The organism is Paenibacillus radicibacter, from assembly GCF_024721995.1.
GTDB classification, from domain to species: domain Bacteria; phylum Bacillota; class Bacilli; order Paenibacillales; family NBRC-103111; genus Paenibacillus_AM; species Paenibacillus_AM radicibacter.
Genome location: NZ_JANQBC010000002.1, coordinates 16,048 through 36,093 on the forward strand (window position 1 = coordinate 16,048; position 20,046 = coordinate 36,093).

General features: G+C 44.8%; 15 protein-coding genes. 1 reads left to right on the plus strand and 14 read right to left on the minus strand.

Annotation, left to right across the window (positions count from 1 at the left end; genetic code table 11):
- Position 1: 1 nt before the first annotated feature.
- The 10 genes from NV379_RS05210 to NV379_RS05255 form a co-directional block, all read right to left on the minus strand.
- Positions 2-1,162, minus strand: a complete 1,161-nt coding sequence (locus tag NV379_RS05210) for an acyl-CoA dehydrogenase (protein ID WP_258206233.1) — start codon at positions 1,160-1,162, stop codon at positions 2-4.
- A gap of 18 nt (positions 1,163-1,180) precedes the next feature.
- Complete coding sequence (gene icmF, locus NV379_RS05215; protein ID WP_258206234.1) at positions 1,181-4,546, minus strand: fused isobutyryl-CoA mutase/GTPase IcmF; 3,366 nt, start codon at positions 4,544-4,546, stop codon at positions 1,181-1,183.
- A gap of 176 nt (positions 4,547-4,722) precedes the next feature.
- The gene (locus NV379_RS05220; RefSeq protein ID WP_373426077.1) at positions 4,723-6,000 is read right to left on the minus strand and encodes an MFS transporter; all 1,278 of its coding nucleotides are present in this window, start codon (positions 5,998-6,000) and stop codon (positions 4,723-4,725) included.
- 100 nt (positions 6,001-6,100) lie between these two features.
- The gene (bioC, locus tag NV379_RS05225) at positions 6,101-6,928 is read right to left on the minus strand and encodes a malonyl-ACP O-methyltransferase BioC (RefSeq protein ID WP_258206236.1); all 828 of its coding nucleotides are present in this window, start codon (positions 6,926-6,928) and stop codon (positions 6,101-6,103) included.
- The gene (locus NV379_RS05230) at positions 6,915-7,802 is read right to left on the minus strand and encodes an alpha/beta fold hydrolase (protein ID WP_258206237.1); all 888 of its coding nucleotides are present in this window, start codon (positions 7,800-7,802) and stop codon (positions 6,915-6,917) included. Before NV379_RS05230 ends, bioC begins: the two co-directional genes overlap by 14 nt.
- Positions 7,795-8,988 carry an 8-amino-7-oxononanoate synthase gene (bioF, locus tag NV379_RS05235; RefSeq protein ID WP_258206238.1) on the minus strand — a complete coding sequence of 398 codons (1,194 nt, stop codon included), beginning with the start codon at positions 8,986-8,988 and terminating at the stop codon, positions 7,795-7,797. The genes NV379_RS05230 and bioF overlap by 8 nt, the downstream gene beginning before the upstream one ends.
- Complete coding sequence (gene bioB, locus NV379_RS05240; RefSeq protein ID WP_258206239.1) at positions 8,985-9,989, minus strand: biotin synthase BioB; 1,005 nt, start codon at positions 9,987-9,989, stop codon at positions 8,985-8,987. Before bioB ends, bioF begins: the two co-directional genes overlap by 4 nt.
- Positions 9,986-10,726 carry a dethiobiotin synthase gene (bioD, locus tag NV379_RS05245; protein WP_258206240.1) on the minus strand — a complete coding sequence of 247 codons (741 nt, stop codon included), beginning with the start codon at positions 10,724-10,726 and terminating at the stop codon, positions 9,986-9,988. Before bioD ends, bioB begins: the two co-directional genes overlap by 4 nt.
- Entirely contained in the window at positions 10,723-12,072 is a 1,350-nt protein-coding gene (gene bioA / locus NV379_RS05250) for an adenosylmethionine--8-amino-7-oxononanoate transaminase (RefSeq protein ID WP_258206241.1), read from the minus strand. The genes bioD and bioA overlap by 4 nt, the downstream gene beginning before the upstream one ends.
- Positions 12,073-12,268: 196 nt before the next feature.
- Entirely contained in the window at positions 12,269-12,742 is a 474-nt protein-coding gene (locus NV379_RS05255) for a low molecular weight protein-tyrosine-phosphatase (protein WP_258206242.1), read from the minus strand.
- A gap of 170 nt (positions 12,743-12,912) precedes the next feature.
- On the opposite strand from NV379_RS05255, the gene NV379_RS05260 reads away from it, so the two are divergent.
- On the plus strand, positions 12,913-13,425 hold the full coding sequence (locus NV379_RS05260; RefSeq protein ID WP_258206243.1) for a DUF6385 domain-containing protein: 513 nt from the start codon (positions 12,913-12,915) through the stop codon (positions 13,423-13,425).
- Positions 13,426-13,431: 6 nt separating this feature from the next.
- Here NV379_RS05260 and NV379_RS05265 read toward each other — a convergent pair whose 3' ends face one another.
- The 4 genes from NV379_RS05265 to NV379_RS05280 form a co-directional block, all read right to left on the minus strand.
- Complete coding sequence (locus NV379_RS05265) at positions 13,432-15,276, minus strand: glycosyltransferase (RefSeq protein WP_258206244.1); 1,845 nt, start codon at positions 15,274-15,276, stop codon at positions 13,432-13,434.
- Positions 15,257-16,762 carry a hypothetical protein gene (locus tag NV379_RS05270; RefSeq protein ID WP_258206245.1) on the minus strand — a complete coding sequence of 502 codons (1,506 nt, stop codon included), beginning with the start codon at positions 16,760-16,762 and terminating at the stop codon, positions 15,257-15,259. The genes NV379_RS05265 and NV379_RS05270 overlap by 20 nt, the downstream gene beginning before the upstream one ends.
- A 90-nt stretch (positions 16,763-16,852) precedes the next feature.
- Positions 16,853-18,832, minus strand: a complete 1,980-nt coding sequence (locus NV379_RS05275; protein ID WP_258206246.1) for a beta strand repeat-containing protein — start codon at positions 18,830-18,832, stop codon at positions 16,853-16,855.
- Positions 18,833-18,937: 105 nt separating this feature from the next.
- Positions 18,938-19,930 carry a Gfo/Idh/MocA family protein gene (locus NV379_RS05280; RefSeq protein ID WP_258206247.1) on the minus strand — a complete coding sequence of 331 codons (993 nt, stop codon included), beginning with the start codon at positions 19,928-19,930 and terminating at the stop codon, positions 18,938-18,940.
- Between the last annotated feature and the right edge of the window lie 116 nt (positions 19,931-20,046).

Genomic DNA, 20,046 nt, shown 5'->3' on the forward strand with positions numbered 1-20,046 from the left:
ATCAGCTGCTCCTTCCTTCAGCTTCTTTCATTAGATGGCTACTTATGACGAGCCGCTGAATCTCGTTCGTACCTTCATAAATTTGTGTAATCTTGGCATCCCGCATAAACCGTTCCACCGCATATTCACGAATGTAGCCATAACCCCCGAAGATTTGCACAGCCTCTGTCGTCACTTCCATTGCGGCATCACTTGCAAACAACTTCGCCATGGACGATTCACAGCCATAGCTTAAACCTTGATCCTCCCGCCATGCGGCTTGGTAAGTTAATAAGCGAGCTGCTTCAATCTTCGTCGCCATGTCCGCAAGCTTGAATTGGATTGCCTGCATCTTCGCTATTGGCTTGCCAAACTGCACCCGCGTAAGCGCATACTGAATCGCTAAATCGAACGCCCCTTGTGCAATCCCTACTGCTTGAGCTGCAATACCGCTTCGCCCTCCGTCTAACGTCTTCATCGCAATCTTGAAACCTTCACCCACTTGCCCGAGCATATTTGCCTTCGGCACTTTGCAATCTTCAAAAATGACCTGTGTCGTTGAGGACGAGCGAATGCCCATCTTCTTTTCTTTTTTACCAATGGTTAGTCCAGGCGTGTCTTTCTCCACAATAAAAGCAGTTATGCCTTTATGCTGCATTGCAGGATCGGTCTGAGCAAACACGATAAATACGTCTGCATAACTTCCGTTCGTAATAAATATCTTCGTCCCATTTAACAGCCATTCTTCATCTTGTAAAATCGCCGTCGTCTTCATATTGCTCGAATCTGAACCCGAACCCGGCTCTGTCAAACAATACGCGCCCATCCTCTTTCCTTCCGCCATTGGTTTCAAAAATTTAAGTTTCTGTTCTTCCGTTCCATAGCTGTATACCGGCCAGCTTGCCAATGAAACATGAGCAGATAACGTCACACCTACTGATGCGTCGATCTTCGATAATTCCTCCACAGCAAGAACATAGCTCAAGTAATCTGCGCCAGCGCCGCCATATTGTTCAGGCCAAGGAATACCCGTCAACCCGAGACTCGCCATCTTCCTCCAAATTTCCATATCCCAGCTTTCGTTCTCATCCCGCTCAATTGCTGTCGGTTCAACTTCACTTTTAGCAAAATCACGAATCATCGTACAAAGCATGACTTGCTCTTCCGTTAATTGAAAATTCATCGCTGCCACGCTCCTTGTTCACATATTCCGTCTGTACTGCCCTCCAACTTCATAGAGCGCACTTGTAATCTGTCCCAGCGAACAATATTTCACGGTCTCCATTAACTCTTCGAAAATATTTCCCCCGCGCTGCGCAACGTGCTGTAATTGTTTCAACATGCTTTCGCTTACATGCTGATTTCTTTCTTGAAAATGCTTCAAATTTTCAATTTGTAATTCTTTCATTTCAGTCGATGCCCGTGCCAGTTCAATCATCGGTGCTACGTAATCTTCAGCAAGTGTGAGCGGATTCTGATACGTATTGACCCCAATGATCGGCAGCTCGCCGCTATGCTTCAATTGTTCGTAGTACATCGACTCTTCTTGAATTTTACCCCGTTGGTACTGTGTCTCCATCGCACCAAGTACACCGCCGCGATCATTAATTCGCTGAAATTCAGCAAGAACCGCTTCTTCTACCAGATCAGTCAACTCTTCGATGATGTAGGCACCTTGTAAGGGATTTTCATTCTTCGCCAGACCATATTCCTTCGTAATAATGAGTTGAATCGCCATCGCGCGTCGAACGGATTCTTCGGTAGGCGTTGTAATCGCTTCATCATACGCATTCGTATGCAGACTATTGCAATTATCTTGAATCGCGAGCAGGGCTTGAAGCGTTGTTCGAATGTCATTAAAATCTATCTCTTGCGCGTGGAGCGAGCGACCGGAAGTCTGGATATGATACTTGAGCTTCTGTGACCGATCATTGCCGCCATATTGATGCTTGATTACCGTTGCCCATATTCGTCTTGCGACACGCCCCATGACCGTATACTCAGGGTCCATACCATTAGAGAAGAAGAACGATAAATTCGGAGCAAAGTCATCAATATGCATCCCCCGACTGAGATAATATTCCACGTACGTAAACGCATTGGATAAGGTAAAAGCAAGCTGAGAGACCGGATTGGCACCCGCTTCCGCAATGTGATAACCCGAGATCGACACCGAATAGTAATTACGTACATGATGATCGATAAAGTATTGCTGAATATCTCCCATCATCCGCAGCGCGAAATCAGTCGAGAAAATACACGTATTCTGACCTTGATCTTCTTTCAGAATGTCTGCCTGAACCGTACCTCTCACATTCGCCAAAGTAAATTTCTTGATCTGATTGTGCTCTTCAAGAATAGGTTCTCGCTGATGTTTCTCCACAAACTTCTGGACTTGCTGCTCAATCGCTGTATTCATATACATCGCAAGGATAAACGGTGCAGGTCCATTGATCGTCATCGATACCGAAGTCGATGGGTGACATAGATCGAAGCCTGCGAACAGCCTTTTCATATCATCGAGCGAACAGACGGATACGCCGGACTGACCGATTTTGCCATAAATATCTGGACGATAGTCAGGATCATTGCCATATAAAGTCACCGAATCGAATGCAGTGGAGAGGCGCTTGGCATCATCATTTTTCGATAAATAGTGAAATCGATGGTTCGTGCGTTCTGGGGTTCCTTCTCCAGCGAATTGACGCTTCGGTTCTTCTCCCTCTCTTTTAAAAGGAAACACGCCTGCCGTATACGGAAACTGACCCGGCACGTTCTCCTTGAGGCCCCACTTGATGCGGTCACCCCAATCCGAATAGGTCGGCAGCGCAATCTTCGGAATAGCTAAGCCTGACAAAGATGTTGTGAAAAGCTGTGTACGAATCGCTTTATCTCGAACATAGGTGACGTATTCTTGCTGACGATAAGCAGATTGCATCGCATCCCACTGATCTAATGCTTGCCGACTTTCGGGATGTAATTGCGATTCGAGGAGCGCAATACGATCATTAATGGCATGAATGAGTTCAGATTCCGACGTAAAATTCGAATGATTTCCCTCATGTGTACGACCCGCTTGCTCATTATTCTCTTCAAGCACCTGCTTCGTCCCATTCAGTTGATACAGCTTACGTGCAATAGAAGACTGTTCCTCCGTAAGTCGCTTATACTGACGAACCGTGCTCACAATTTCGGCCAAATACATCGTCCGATCTGGTGGTACTATGAAATTCTTACGACTGCGTGTTTCTTTAATCTCCAGACTCGACACCCAATCCATCTTGCATTTATTGTTAATAGTGTTAATTAAAGCGCGATACAAGACATTCGTCCCAGGATCATTGAATTGACTTGCGATTGTCCCATAGACAGGAAGTGTGTCATCACGTGCATGGAATAGCTGATGATTGCGCTGATACTGCTTTTTCACATCACGGAGTGCATCTTCTGAACCTTGTCTTTCGAACTTATTGATCGCGATCAGGTCTGCATAATCGAGCATTTCGATCTTCTCCAATTGAGAAGGTGAGCCGAATTCTGACGTCATGACATAAATCCCAACATCGGAGATCGTATGAATGCCTGAATCGCCTTGTCCAATGCCCGCTGTCTCGACAATAATCAGATCAAATCCTGCTGCCTTGGTTACCTCGATTGCATCTGTAATGGCTACGGATAGCTCAGACTTCGACTTACGAGTTGCCAACGAACGCATATACACACGTGGACTGTGAATGGCATTCATTCGAATACGATCACCAAGTAAAGCACCGCCAGACTTCTGTTTGGAGGGATCAACGGACAGAATTGCCACTGTTTTACTTGGAAAATCGTTCAGGAATCGCCTCACCAGTTCATCGGTGAGCGACGATTTACCCGCACCACCTGTGCCTGTTATGCCGATAACAGGTGGAAGATTGGTGATTCCAGGGTTCGAGTCCGAACCGGCAATCCGGTCTCCTTTTGCAAATAGAACAGATCTAGTGATGCTCGGAGTTCCCTCTAGCAATGCTTCTGAACGGGAAATATACTTCGCGATCGCGAGTGCATTACGCTCTTGCACCTGCTCGAATTCAACATTCGACTCCAACTCTTCGCCATGCTGCTGATCCTCTGCCAAATTCCTTACGGTCGGATAGTCTGACTCTCGCAGCATATGATTGATAATGCCTTGCAACCCAAGTCGCATGCCATCATCCGGTGAGTAAATCTTCACAATCCCGTACGCTTCAAGTTCCTTGATCTCCTCAGCAACTATGACGCCGCCACCGCCACCGAAAATCTTAATGCCATAAGCCCCTTTTTCACGTAGCAAATCGTACAAGTACTTGAAGTATTCAACATGCCCTCCTTGATACGAACTAATTGCAATACCTTGCACATCTTCTTGGATCGCTGCATTCACAACCTCATCCACAGAGCGATTGTGACCTAAGTGAATCACTTCCGCCCCTGATGCTTGCATAATTCGACGCATAATATTGATCGATGCATCATGCCCATCAAATAGACTGGATGCTGTAATGAACCGCAGCTTATGCTTTGGACGATACACTTCTGTTTCCATTTAAAGTTCGCCTCCATTTAAGCGCTGCCAAGCCAAGGAGTATCCCCAAACACCCCCTATTCTAGTGTAAGAATGAACAGCACGGGTTATGACTTTACGACAAAAAAACACGACAGGAATAACTCCTATCGTGTACCTAAATCGATTCATATGTAAGTTTATATAATTAGTAAGGATTAACCCTCAATCGCATGTGATACTTGCTTATGCTTGCTCCCAAACATGATATAGAATAACGTTGCTGCTGTGACATAGAGAGCACCTGTAATGCTGAACGTAATCGCATAACCCCAGTAATAACCGTATGTGGTAACTAAGTACGATTGTACCGTGCCCATGCTTGCCCAACCTATCATAAACGCTGTCTGTGTCATGGAGTTCACAATCCCTCTACGAGAATCGGAGACTCGTTCGATCATAATGGATGATGTAATCGGATTCGCTGCATTCATGAGCGCTTGTCGGAACAAGAAGCCAATTGAAGCCACAATCAATATATTCGTGAAACCCGTTAGGATCAAGAACGGTAGCGATAACAATTGAAAACACACGATTGCACGTACAGGTCCTATCCGTTTAACGAGCATCGGCCCGATCATCATCGAGAAGATCGTCATAATTTGCCCAAGTGAGATGAGTAATCCAACCATCGTCATATTCACACTAAATCGATTGACGAAGTACAAGTTCAGATACGGGATCACAAGCCCTGAGCCTATCCCGATCATCAGATTAATCAATGTAAACTGCGCAATGACTTTCCACTCCGTCTTCGCATCTCGCGCAGTTGAAGGTGTTACCTCTTCCTCTACTTTTAACTGTTTATCCTTGGCTGACTGCTTCTCCTTCGATTCCGTTACGAACAAGAGCGGTAAGAAGGCAACGACACTCACAACACCAGCAAACATGAGTACAGCCTGCAAGCTCATTTTCTGCGACCACCCGATAGATTCGAGCATGTCCGCAACAAATCCCCCACCAAGACTGCCGAGTACTTGTGCAGCGAGCACGACAGAGAAGTGATAACTGAAAAACTTCAGACGATACTCCTTACTCACATTTTCCGCGAGAAAAGGTACAGCAAGCACTTGAAAAACAGCTACGAATAATCCCGATCCAATCGCAAGCAACTGCATGCTGGATTCAGTCTCGGCATATGCGCGCCCTAGATACGTTAATCCTGTTAATAACGCACCAATTATAAGCAGACGCTTACGACTGGATCGATCCCCCAGAAACCCTATTGGAATAAACATAAGTGCTGTTGCTAAAGATTGTATACTGACAATGGAACCATTCATCGTCTCGCCGTAACCAATCGATTGAATATACAGGTTATACAAGACTGAGAAGATTCCACTGCCTACTTGGTAAAATATATTTGCTAGAAAAAAGAGCTTCACATTGCGGTTCCATTTGTTCATTTCGGTCTTGATCTGATGTAAGACGTTCATGTGTTCTCCCCCGTTATTCAATAAAATGCACAATTGCACAATCACCATTGTAGCACTTTGGAATACATAATGGGATTAAATTATCTCACAATTAACATTCTTACACTTCAGCTTCCCTTACCTTACATTTGTTCCCATAAATTTCAATCGTCTCATACGTTGCGTACACACCATTCTCAGTAACAAACGTCGCGTCATAGCGCTTCATCACTTCATGCAGCAATACTTTCGTTGTCCGAACCGGATACGAACCTTCACTGTAACTCGCACCTACGGCCTTAATCGATTGCAGGAATGCACGACAGTTCGGGTAAATCAAGCGTTCGAACTTCTGCATTACAGACACATTACGTAACCCGCTTTTTTGAAAATAGTCCAGCCAAGCTATCGCAGCCTCCATCGGCAAGCCATGACTTGCTTGCGCTAAGCCCATCTCTAATTTCACTTCGTTAAATATTTCATGCATTTCTTGAAAAGTTTGCGGTCCGAACGTTGATGCAACAAGAATGCCGTCATCTGTCAGCATATTATTAAGCTTAGTAAGTGTTGTAAGTGGAGCTCGCAGCCATTGAAAGACAGCACTTGAGATAATCAAATCATAAGGCGCATGGTCATGCTCGTTAATCTGCTCAATATCACCAACGATAAATTGAACCGATTCATTGTCTCCTAATCTCGCTCGCGTAGCAGTCACCATATCCGCTGCAATATCTATCGCTGTAAGCTGTGCATGTGGATAACGTTCGATCAATAGCTGCGTTAGAATTCCAGTTCCACACCCGATCTCAAGTACGCGAACATCCTCCTGTAGTGGACCGATTCCTTCAAGTAATTGATGTGCCATTTTCGTCTGAATAACTGCATGTGCATCATACGTGCTAACAGCACGATTAAATTGTCTCGATACTTGCTGTTTATGTGCATCCATGTTGTAATCGCTCCTGCATCCAATTGTTAAATCGAGTTGGGTTGGTCTGGAATGGAACATGTCCGACCCCTTCCCATATTGAACAGTTACCCTGGGAAAGTACCCCTGCCAGCTGCATCGCTCCTGAACTTGAACATATCGTGTCTTCACTGCCATTTAGAATGTGAATAGGCATCGTGATGCGACTTACTTGCTCATAAATGTTGAACTGTCCTAAGTAATCGAGTCCACTCACAAGCGATGGTAACGATGGAAGTGGCTGATCTTCTCGCTGCTTCAACCACTTGAGTTCTTGACCCTGATCAAGTTCCGACTTTGCAAACATGCTAATATCAAAAGCACGAAGTAGCGCTACCCGATCTACCACAAGTTGGTCTCTCATCCGACGGAGCATCCGTTCATGAACACCATTCGGAGTATGCATCGAGCGAATAAATTGTCCTGAAGCACCTACAAGGAACATGGATTGGATGAAATTCGGATACATTACTGCAAGTTCTAGTGCTAACATTGCCCCCATCGACCAGCCCACGATAACAACGGTTGTTGAAGCTGAGGCTATGGACTTTAGCGCTGCTTCTGCCATCTCAAGTAATGCTTCCTTACTATCACAATGTGTAAAATCAACTTTGTCGTGTTTATATTGCGGCCATTTGGCAATCTGTTCATCCCAAACGTCAGCCTGCATCGACCAACCTGTCAACCACAGAAAGGATAAAGGCTCTATTTCCGATTGGGACGACACTCCTGATTTCGACTGTGATCTCAAGTCCGATTTCATTTCAAAGTCCATTTCAGATCCTGACCTTAAGTCTAACTCCATATCCTGCTCAAGCGGACCCTTCCCTTGTTTATGTGTCATCCACTCATCCATGCCCAATAACTCCCAACTCTTTTCCGATAGACACGATCTTCTCTGCAGCTTGTTCCAGCGCTGCTTGATCATGATTCGCCATGATTGTAAAACGAATGCGCGACGTATTCGACGGGACAGTCGGCGGTCGAATCGCGACTGCTCTAATATGTTGCTCCGCCAGCTTCTTGCTGAATGCGAGCGCAGTACCTTCATCACCAATCAAGATGGGAATAATCGGTGTTGTTGAACCGCATGTATCGAAACCATTAACTTGCAACGCAGAGCGAAAATAGTCGCTTTTGGCATGTAAATTGGAGCGTAAAGTATTCGCTTCCTGTACTAAAGTAAGTGAGCCTTGAATACCGCCAATTACTGCTGGCGGCAATGCCGTCGTATAGATCAGACTTCGACACGTATTAACGAGGTAGTCGATCCATACTCTTTTTCCAGCAATATAAGCCCCATAACTACCGAATGCTTTACTGAACGTACCCATATGAATATCCACATGCTCAGCTACACCAACCTCTTCGCACATTCCTTCCCCACATGGACCGAATACCCCACCTGCATGAGCCTCATCTACCATCAAGGCTGCATCGTACTTTTCTTTCAACTTCACGATCTCATGCAGATTGGCTACATCGCCATCCATGCTGAACACGGTATCCGTCACGATTAGTTTCTTCCGAATCCCTTGTTCATCTGCCTTACGCAGCAATGTTTCCAAGTGATTCATGTCATTATGTCGATACCGATAATGCTTCGCTCCACTTAGTCGAATCCCATCCACAATGCTGGCATGATTCAATCGATCACTAAATACGGCATCCGAAGAACCAAGCATGCTAGATAATACCCCAAGATTCGCCATGTACCCACTTGCCATCACGAGTGCTGCTTCCGTATGCTTAAACGTTGCAATTGCATCTTCCAACTCTTGTACTCGTAGATCATGCCCGACGACCAGACGCGAAGCTCCTGAACCAGCACCAACTCTCGCTGCTGCGATCTGCGCCTCGATGATCATCGGATGATCAGCTAATCCCAGGTAATTGTTCGATGACAGATTAAGCATCCGCTGACCCTGCCAATTGAGATAAGGGCTTGCACCCTGACCCACGGCTGTGAGTTTTCGATGCAAGCCCGCCTTATGGAATCCTTCAAGCTCCTCTTGAAGCGATTGTTCCCATACTCGACTCATACACAAACTTCCTCAATCTCAAATCCTAAATCCGCAATCATTTGATGATCTGTACTTACTTGCTGTCCTTCTGTTGTCAAATAATCCCCTACGAACAAGGAGTTAGCAGCGTAAAGGGACAACGCTTGAAGATGACCCAAGTTGATCTCGCGTCCACCGGAGACACGAATTTCTTTTTCAGGACAAATAAAGCGGAACAGCGCTAATACCTTCAAGCAGTATCTAGGAGTTAGTTCTTTCAAGTTCTCAAGTGGTGTTCCTTTAATGGAGTTCAAGAAATTAACCGGAATCGAATCTGCATCCAATTCACGCAGCGAATACGCAAGCTCCACTAACTGCTCGTGTGTCTCACCCATTCCAACAATACAACCAGAGCATGGGGAAATACCTGCTACTTTTACTTCTTCAACTGTGTTCACACGATCATCATACGTATGTGTCGTCGTAATTTTGTTAAAATGATCCGCACTTGTGTTCAAGTTATGATTATAGCGATCTACACCCGCTTCTTTTAACTTATCTGCCTGTCCGTCCTTCAAGATGCCAAGACACGTACAAATTTTCAATTGATACTGGTCTTTGATTTCCTTCACCGCATCATACACTTCACCTAATTCACGCTCAGTCGGACCACGTCCACTCGCTACAATGCAATAAGTTCCAGCCTTGCGGTTTACCGCTTCCTTCGCACCTTCTACAATGGCTTCTTTATTTAACATCGTGTACTTTTCAATAGGTGCATCCGATACAATCGACTGAGAACAGTAACCACAATCCTCTGGGCAAAAGCCACTTTTGACATTCAAGATCATATTCAGCTTCACTTTATTGCCGTAGTAATGATGACGCACACGATAAGCCGCATGCAGAATCGGCAGTAGTTCCCTATCACTTGCGCGTAGAACAGCTAAACCTTCCTCCATCGTAAGCTTCTCACCATTTAGCGCTTTAGTCGCAAAATCATTCCAATTTATAACCGCTTGATCATTAATTAATGTCATGAATTATCATTCCCTTTCGTTATGTATTCGATGAGCGGACTTATATCCACTTGTTTATGGATTACGTCAAATAATTGCTCAGGTGTGGCTTTACTCTCAGTTCCTATATAAGGCAACCATCCCATAACCGTTAAATCGCCATAGGTTTCAATCATTCGAATATTACAAACAACATCATCACCACTAACCGTGATGCTTGAAATACTATTGAGAACAACCCCAAGCGGCTCAAGTCCATTCTGACGAATCGCCATCGCTGTCAACACGGTATGATTCACGGTACCAAGCGTAGGTCTAGCTACGATCAGAACTGGAAAGTTCAACTGCTTCGCAAGATCTGCAATTGTCCAATCCGCTCCCATCGGCACCATAAAGCCGCCTGCCCCTTCAACAAGCACAACATCGCGATCTACTGAAGCCCGATTAACCATGTCCAGTAAGCTTGCAGGATCAATCACAACACCAGATCGCTCAGCAGCAAGTACTGGGGCAAGTGGCTGTTCGAAGCTATACCCGACGATATTTTCAATCAGCTCTTCCGACAGTGACATCGTCTTTAATCGCATTGCGTCGCCACTTGGATCATTAGCCAGATGTCCACTTTGAACAGGTTTAATGACCGCAACTTTGTAGCCACGCGCTTTAAGCAGCAAGGCTAGACCTGCAGTTACAACGGTTTTACCCACTTCGGTATCCGTCCCCGTTATAAAAATCCCCTTACCCTTTCCCTTGCTCATGGTTCCGTCACCTCTTGAATCGCTTGGCGAAGAATCCGAAGCATATCTGTTAATTCTTCTTGTGTTGAAACAAGTGGAGGCATGAATGTAACGACATCATCGAGTGGTCTTGTTAACAATCCAAGGTCCACTGCCCTACGGCATACGCTCGCTCCCCTTGCTTCCATCCAGTCATACATTCTACGCGATGCTTTGTCTGCTACGAGTTCAATTCCAATCATCAGACCTAGCTGTCTCACTTCACCAACATGATCTAACGTTTCAATTTCTTGCAATAGAGGCTTTATCGCTTCGCTCATACGCTGTACATGAGCAACCGTCTGATCTTTTTCGTAAATATCCAAGCTCGCAAGTGCAACCGCACATCCAAGCTGATTACCTGTATAAGAATGACCATGGTAGAAAGTTTTACGTTCCCTGTGTTCACCATAGAAAGCATCATAAACCTCATCAGAAGTAAGTGTCACTGCAACTGGCAAGTAGCCACCAGTCAACTTTTTGCCGACCATCATAATGTCAGGCTGCACACCGTCATGTTCACATGCAAACATCTTCCCTGTGCGTCCGAATCCTGTTGCCACTTCATCTACAAGCATCAATACATCATACTTGCGGCATAGTGCTTCCACTTGTTTAAGAAATCCAGCAGGCATCATGATCATCCCGCCAGCACCTTGTACCATCGGTTCAATGATCATCCCAGCAATCTGATCTGCTTTCTCGATAAGCTTCTGCTCAAGTTCCGTCAGACATGCTTGCACACACTCTTCAGCCGTTCCATTAAAGCGATATGGATAGGGGTATGATACTTTCTCAGTATGGAATAACAATTTCTCGAACGTCTTGTGAAACCCATCAATTCCACCCACACTAACTGCACCAACCGTATCACCGTGATACGCATTTTTCATCGTAAGTAGTGTGCATTTCTCTGGCCGCCCTTTATTGTTCCAGTATTGATAAGCCATCTTGAGTCCGATCTCAACAGATGCCGCACCGCTGTCGGAGTAGAACACCTTCTGCAATCGCTCCGGTGTGATTTGAACCAATCTTTCTGCAAGCAGTAATGCTGGTATATTTGCGCTGCCAAGCAGCGTAGAGTGTGCAATTTGTCCAAGCTGTTCAATAATCGCGTCATTTAGCTCTTGCCGATTATGCCCATGCGGATTGAGCCATACTGAGGCGTTCGCATCGTAGTACTCTTTTCCACGAGCATCTGTCACCTTCACACCTTGACCCGAAGCAATAATAAGCGGTTCATCCGCTAGATAAGTTTTCATTTGGGTAAAAGGATTCCATAAGTATTTGCGGTTCTTCTCTAGTAGTTCTTCATAAGTATGGGTCATCACTCGTCCTCCTCTTAATTGTTAACCAAATTTCAACAACATAGGTTAACAATAGGGCGAGTATATCACAAACAATTACGATCGGTCTATACCTCAAAGCGGAACAACAACCTCACTACCTATCGATATCCATACGCCAAAAAAGCCGTAATCCTCTTCATAAATCTAGAGAATCCGGCTTTTTCTTAACCCTTATTTAGATGTTCTGATCAGCACGAATATGTGCAAGTAAATTCTCACTGCTTGTGTTAATCATCTCATACACTTCTTCAAAGTTACCTGTAAAATAAGGATCTGGAACATTACCCGCTTGACCTTCTGGAAGAAAGTCTAACATCTTGAACACTTGGGATCGAGGCTCTTCTGTGCCTACGAAACCTTTTAAATTCTCGACATTCGAATCGTCCATTGCAACGATGTATTCAAATTTACTAAAGTCTGTCGACACGACCTGTCTGGCGAACATATTGCTATCATCAATTTTGTATTTTTGTAAAATATCACGTGTGCCTTGGTGCGGTTTTTCGCCGAGATGCCAATCTCCAGTACCTGCAGAATCAATCGTAATCGAATCTAATAGTCCCGCTTCCCACACTTTATGACGGAATACCGCCTCTGCCATTGGCGAACGACAAATGTTACCTAAACATACGAACAATACATGAACCATCTAAAGCACCACCCTTTCATAAGCATCTTTAGCAAATTTTCCTAAACAAGCTTATGTTAACTGTAGTATCAAGATTCCGCAATGTCAAATGAGGTTGTGCTTGTGCCGTGTCCATCTAGCTTGCTTCCTACATATATTGTTTGAGAACCTATAGAGAGGATGGATGACAAATGTTTGACCCCTCACGGACGGTATACTTGAATCGATTAATAAGATCGACGACAGCAACTCCACACGCTCCTAATGAGTTGCCATCCCTATCTATATCGAGTCACAAAGCTCCAGCTAAACCTAAATTTCTTGCCTGCAAGAAACCAACAAAGAAATGCCACAAGAAAAAGAAAAAATGCTGCCCCAAACTTACATTTACGGAGCGCAGCTACAATGACATTCCTGTCTTAGATACATGGACGCGCCTGCCCTACCAAGATACCTCCCTACAAACCACGTATTCCTATGCCGTCACGAATCAAGGCCTTGCTCAAATTATTGCACAAATTCAAGTGAGTGCAGATTGTAAGCATGCAGCAGAAGACGTTACTGTACAGGTTCATCCAGGTGAAACGGTCGTTCTCGTCCCCCTGCGATTCCTCAAATATACCCGTTGTTGCTTAAAAACAACTCAAACCTCCACCCAATCGCTCTGCAACGTGTATTACCAAGCACAGAGTAATAGCAGATAAGTTTCTTTACAGCACTTCGCCAACCGTAAGATCGTCCACGTACGTAATCAGTTTCGTACTGATTTCCCCCCATACATGCTGATACTTCATATTCGGAGGTGCCGTAAGCAGCAAGTGATGAACTCGAACATGCAGCGCTTTTACAAGCATGTGTTGACCTTGAAGGAAACTAATCGGGTCCGAGATTTGTCTGAGCACCTCTCTCCAGTAACCCTTAATTCTCGAACGTAATTCATGTAGACCTGCACTCTCAGCTAGACCGTATAAGAAGGACAATTCATTCCATACCTGATCTTGGATATGAGCCGTCAATTCAGGTGATATGGAGAATGCGCCTTGATCCCATAATACATATTCATACACATTCCCTATGAGCGCATCTATCTCCTGATCCTTCATCATTTGGGCGAATCGACTCGCCGCATGAGCATCATTACTCTTTATTGCCGCATAAAAATAATACTTGCTGCTTGCCGCATCCAGTGGAAGATGTTCTTCTAGCCAATGGATAAGATGATCCGGTTGTTCTAATAACAATTTGCAACGAATGCGTAAAGACTCCCCATCCGCGAGCTTCTCTATTGGAATCTCATACTCTTCTATGATTTGAACGACTTGTTCATACATCCCTAGACTATAGAACAACACGGCGATACTCCACCAGGTTCGTGAAGATTTGACATGAAACATCTGATGCAGCAGCGGAATAATCTCACCGATCTGTGAAGTTCGGACAAGCAATTGAATCAATCGAATGAACGGAGGCAGCGAATCTGCTTTAAAATTAAGTGCCATTAAGTAGTGCTGGATAGCCATATCTATTTTCCCTTGGCTTTCATACAACTTCCCCAAGAAGAACGCTGGAAAATAAGTACCCATCCCGTGAATTGTATTGTATTGAGATGGCGCTTCACCATTTGCTAATGCTTGGTTATAAGAATCTATTGCATTATGGTCCTGCTGCAATCTCTGATACATCGTCGCTTGTGATACATACAAATCAGGGAAATCTGGATGTATTTCAATAGCTTCTCTACTAAGTTCAAGTGCCTCCTTATATCTTCCCATCGCTTCAAGTGCATCGAGTTCCCGTTTATATACCATATGACTATAGCTGCATGGTCTGCGATCAATAAGTGTCCGACTTCGTCTTAGTTCAACTAGCGCTTCTTCTAACTGCCCCAATCGAATATATTCTACAGCTAAGTTGTATCGGTGGAAGGGTTCGTCTGCTGTAACCTCAAGCTCCTTCAAGAGCAGAGCAATATTACGAGCTGACTTGTCCTTCTCCGTCACCACTTCATTCACATAACCATAATGATCCACTTTGTATGAAGTAAAAATAAGCTTTGCCTGCGGATTCGTCGTTATGATCGGAGCCACAATCTGCTCATGGATTCGTCCCTTATACCGATAACTGGGGATATTGCGGAATATCCGAATCGAAGGCATGACCATCGAACCTAATAGCTTATTCTCATTCCCATAATGACTGACCACTTGTAGAAATAAGCCATCTGCATCTGCGTTCTCTTCCAAATATCGGCGTAAATCTGCCCCTTGATTTTCGATCAATGCTTCATCAGCATCCAGAATCAGAATCCATTTCCCATTCGCCTTCTCAATCGCTTGATTTCGTGCCCATGCAAAGTCATCCCGCCATTTTTTATGATAAACACGTGCTCCTAATAGCTTCGCATACTCCACCGTACGATCTGTCGAGCCTGTATCGACTACAATACATTCGTCTGCGGCATCTTGAACACTGGACAAGCAGCGCTTAATTAATTTTTCTTCATTCTTCGTAATGACACATAGGGATAACAGCGGTTTATGCTTCGATTTGGACATGGAATCGCTTCCTCTCTTTCGCCGACCATTTCGTCATGGCATCCGTCTGCTCCAGGCGTTTAATTGCACTGCGCACTTTCACCAATTCTTCTTGCAAGAATAAGGAGGTGGCAAATAGCTGAGACGAATCAGCAAGCAGCTTTTCACTTTGTCTCATATTGGCCAAAATAAGTGCCGTATGCACCTGTGCATCCTCTTGATAAGGTGGTTGCAGATGCAAATAACCGAAGAAAGATGCTGCTTCCTCATATACGCCTCGTTTGTATAGGATCTCACCGAGATAGCGATAGCATTGCAGATCTAACGATTGATTTTGCAAGCCAGCAATGAGCAGATCTGCGCTTAGAAGTAGATAACCCCGTTGAAATAATATTTTTGCATAAACATTCGGATCTTCGACTTGGCCCTGCAACCGCTCTGCAAGCTTCATATATCCTTCACTTACCGCATATTCCATCATAATGATCACTTGAAGCTCAGACATCGAAGTTCCACCCGCAAGTGTGAATGGAGCATTCTGTTCAATTAAAGTAAGCAGATGCTGCAAGTTTGATTGCATAGAAGTTGTTAAGAGAATGGAGTTATCGAATAGATAGGGTTCACCCGCATATTCTCGCAGCTCCATATACATTTGATGACCAGATGGCATGATTGCGAGCACATATTGTTCGATTTCAGTCCACATCTGTGTTTGAAACTCAAGATCTGTACTTGTTAATTCTTCAACCCAAGTTTGCAAGACTTGAAGAAAGTTCAACCGTAAACCTTGTATTCCCGCTTCCTCTTCTTTCAATCTAGCTTGCAATGCCTGTTGAAAAGCAGCCGATGCTTCTTCTATTTTCCCCTCGCGGGCTAACCATACCCCATGCAACTCCCAGATCCGATAAGTCGGTAGTCTCGTGAAGGATAGACGCAATACTTCCGATTGTAATATCTGCCTCGTACAGTTAAGCGCCTCTGCATACCGATACTGTCTGCCATATAAAGTAGATAGCATCAACATTGACATATCATCTTGCTTTATTGTCATTGCGTTATGCAGGGTAGACTCCACATCTTCTAGTCGCTCCTGCATAAACGCACAGACAATTGCCAGTTCAGAGAATTCCAAAGCTTGCTCTATTTCTCGTTCACCACTCTGAATGAGGTTTGCAAATGAAATGGATTTCCCCAAATACGTATGCTTTATCCGCTCATTTACTTGCATCCACTCCAGAGCAGATTGTAATTGCATAAATTCGTCAAGCGGCCACAATCGTTCTGTACGGCATCCAATCTGTATGAGTTCGTGAATTTGAGATGAATTACAAGCTTCATTATCAAATAAGACGACTACCCAATCTGAAGATCGTCCTAGAAGTTGCTGCTGCATCATGAGCCAAGAATCTGGATCATTAGTAACTAGAATTGAATCCTGAAATGTAGGCATATCTTGAGCTTGCGAAGGATGATCCCTTTGTAGAATAACAGGTACAAACCAATCCATTCGTGCATCCTCCTTTATCTATGGCCACAAAAAAACAAGAAGAGAAACTTCCATCTTCTTGTTTAAAATATGGCTATTAGCTTGCCAAGGTTACACTTGGGTATCTAGATATACGTCGATTGTCGCAGCTCCGCCCGTTGAAACTTGGTAGGCAAGTTGTGTATATCTTGCGAATCGAGCTGGCACAAGTACAGCAGTAGTTCCTGGAGTGAGCCCTGTTTGAGTCTGATCCGTAAACCAGTTCACACCATCGGAACTGATCTGAATCGCCAAGTCAACAGAAGTGCCGCCTGCACGGTTATTAATGAAATACGAGTAGACTCGATAAACGTTCGTCGTTTGCGTAATAGAAGCCGAAGAAACTGGCGTAAATGATACATTCGCAACCGCAATATTCGTCGCAGCAAACTGTGTATAACTTGCAAATTGTATCGTTGTTAATGTACCTGCTGTAATCGTTGCTCCTTGCACAGCAGTTACCGTACCCGCAAGGATTGTTGCTGATAATGTACCATTTAATAAAGCTCCAACAGTCTGCACCAAGTTCAGTGTTCCACCTGTGATCGTTGCAGATACCGTACCATTTAATAATGCCCCAACGGTCTGCACCAAGTTTAACGTGCCGCCTGCTATTGTTGCCGATTGCACAGCGGCGAGTGTTCCTGTGGTGATTGTCGCTCCTTGTACCGCTGTAATCGTTCCTGCTAGGATCGTAGCCGATACCGTTCCTCCCGTAATCGTTGCCGACACTGTTCCTCCGGTAATCGTTGCTGATACCGTACCATTAAGCAGTGCTCCGACGGTCTGCACCAAGTTTAGCGTTCCACCTGCGATTGTCGCCGATTGCACGGCGGCGAGTGTTCCTGTGGTGATTGTCGCTCCTTGTACCGCTGTGATTGTTCCTGCTAGAATCGTAGCTGATACCGTTCCTCCCGTAATCGTGGCTGAGACTGTTCCTCCTGTAATGGTTGCCGATACAGTACCATTTAGCAGTGCTCCGACGGTCTGCACCAAGTTTAATGTTCCACCTGCGATTGTTGCCGATTGCACAGCGGCGAGTGTTCCTGTGGTGATTGTTGCACCCTGTACGGCAGTTAACGTTCCTGCTAGGATCGTTGCTGATACCGTACCACCTGTAATCGTGGCTGAGACTGTTCCACCTGTAATCGTTGCCGATACGGTACCGTTTAGGAGTGCACCAACGGTCTGCACCAAGTTCAGCGTTCCACCTGCGATTGTTGCCGATTGAACAGCGGCGAGTGTACCTGTAGTGATCGTCGCTCCTTGTACCGCTGTTAACGTTCCTGCTAGGATCGTAGCGGAGACCGTTCCACCCGTAATCGTTGCAGATACGGTACCATTAAGCAGTGCACCTACGGTCTGTACTAAGTTCAATGTACCACCTGCGATTGTTGCCGATTGTACAGCAGCGAGTGTTCCTGTTGTAATTGTCGCTCCTTGCACGGCCGTAATTGTCCCTGCAGTGATCGTTGCACCTTGCACAGCTGAAAGTGTACCCGTGGTAATTGTCGTACCTAGAACAGCATTTAATGTTCCTCCTAGTACATTTACATCTAAAGTGCTGCCAGAGAAGGATACCGCAACTGTACCGCCAATAATATTGGCGTTAACAGTACCCGCAAGCAGGGCGCCTACGGTTTGCACCAAATTAATTGTACCGCCCGCAATCGTAGCTGACTGCACAGCTGCAAGTGTACCTGTAGTAATTGTTGCACCTTGTACGGCAGTTATTGTTCCTGCCGTGATTGTAGCACCTTGCACAGCATTGAGCGTTCCTCCAACAATTGTAGCAGACACCGTACCGCCAGTGATTGTAGCCGATACCGTTCCTCCAGTAATTGTTGCGGAAACTGTACCATTTAACAGCGCACCTACGGTTTGTACCAAATTAATGGTTCCACCCGAAATCGTTGCTGCTGTAATTATTGTGTTGGTATTTAATCGGCCAGCACTGTCTGTACTAAGCACAGTCGCATTTGTTCCATTGCTACCGTAAATTAATGTTTTCAATTGATTGGGATCGGGGCTGAATACATTGTAATTGGGCATACGCTACCTCCTTATCTATTTCGCTTTCTATACTGTATGGAGGAATGCGTTATCTCGTATGGGTACTAGAACCGGATCACTGTAAAATCAGACAAACATTCCTATTTAATTTTGAATGACAGATTGAATCCGATAGGCAAGTTCCATTGCTTGCATACCTTCCATCACGCCAATTTTTGGCTTCTGATTTTGCCCGATACATAGAACGAAATGCTCCAACTCCGCACGTAGCGGTTCTTGGCTTGGTACCCACATTTTTTCTACTACACTCTCTTGACGATAGGCGCTTTTTGCATGTAAGGAGGTGCTAATCTTCTTATAGACGGATAACTCTCGTGCAAGATAATTGGCATGAATATATCGATTAAACTCTGTTATTGATAGAGTTCTCACTTTCTCTTGAGCGATGCGATTCGCGGCAAGCACAGCAAACACACCACTTTCAAAAGTCAGTAGCGCCGCTGCCGCCTCTAACCTTCCTCGATGATCCATTCCCGTTCCCGTAGCCTGTATCGATTTCAGCGGACTTCTAACTAGATGCAGTACGATATCAATGTCATGAATCATTAAATCCAAGATAACATCTGTATCCGAATTCACTTGTGGTGTTCCAAGACGACGAGTTTCTATATACACGATTTGACCACTTGTAACGACCTCGCGCATCGCTTCGATCACAGGATTAAATTGCTCGATATGACCAACTTGTACCCTCACATTCGGATAATCTTCGGATAACTGCACCAACTGATGTGCTTGTTCAAGCGTTAGTGTCATTGGTTTTTCGATTAATACATGTTTACCCATTTCTATCGCATGACGAGCATACTCATAATGATAAGAAGTAGGAACAGCAATCACCACTGCATCCGTGTGCTTCAACATTTCCTCATAACTACCGAATGACTGTACGTGATACTGATCTACAATTTGTTCCAATCGAACTGCATCTGTATCAAACACCCCTACAAAATGCACTTGATTCATTAATGCCAGCACTCGACAATGATTCATTCCCATATTCCCTATCCCTGCAACACCTATCCGTATCCGTTCCATCGCCATACCACCAACCTTGCGCACGATAATCTGCTTCACAGCATTATATGGAGACAGACATCAGCTGGCTCCCAATCTGGGCATCAAAATCACATTACTCCTTAGTTTTCAAGTAAGAAGTTACATAGGAACCAGCTTGTATTTTTTGCACCAAG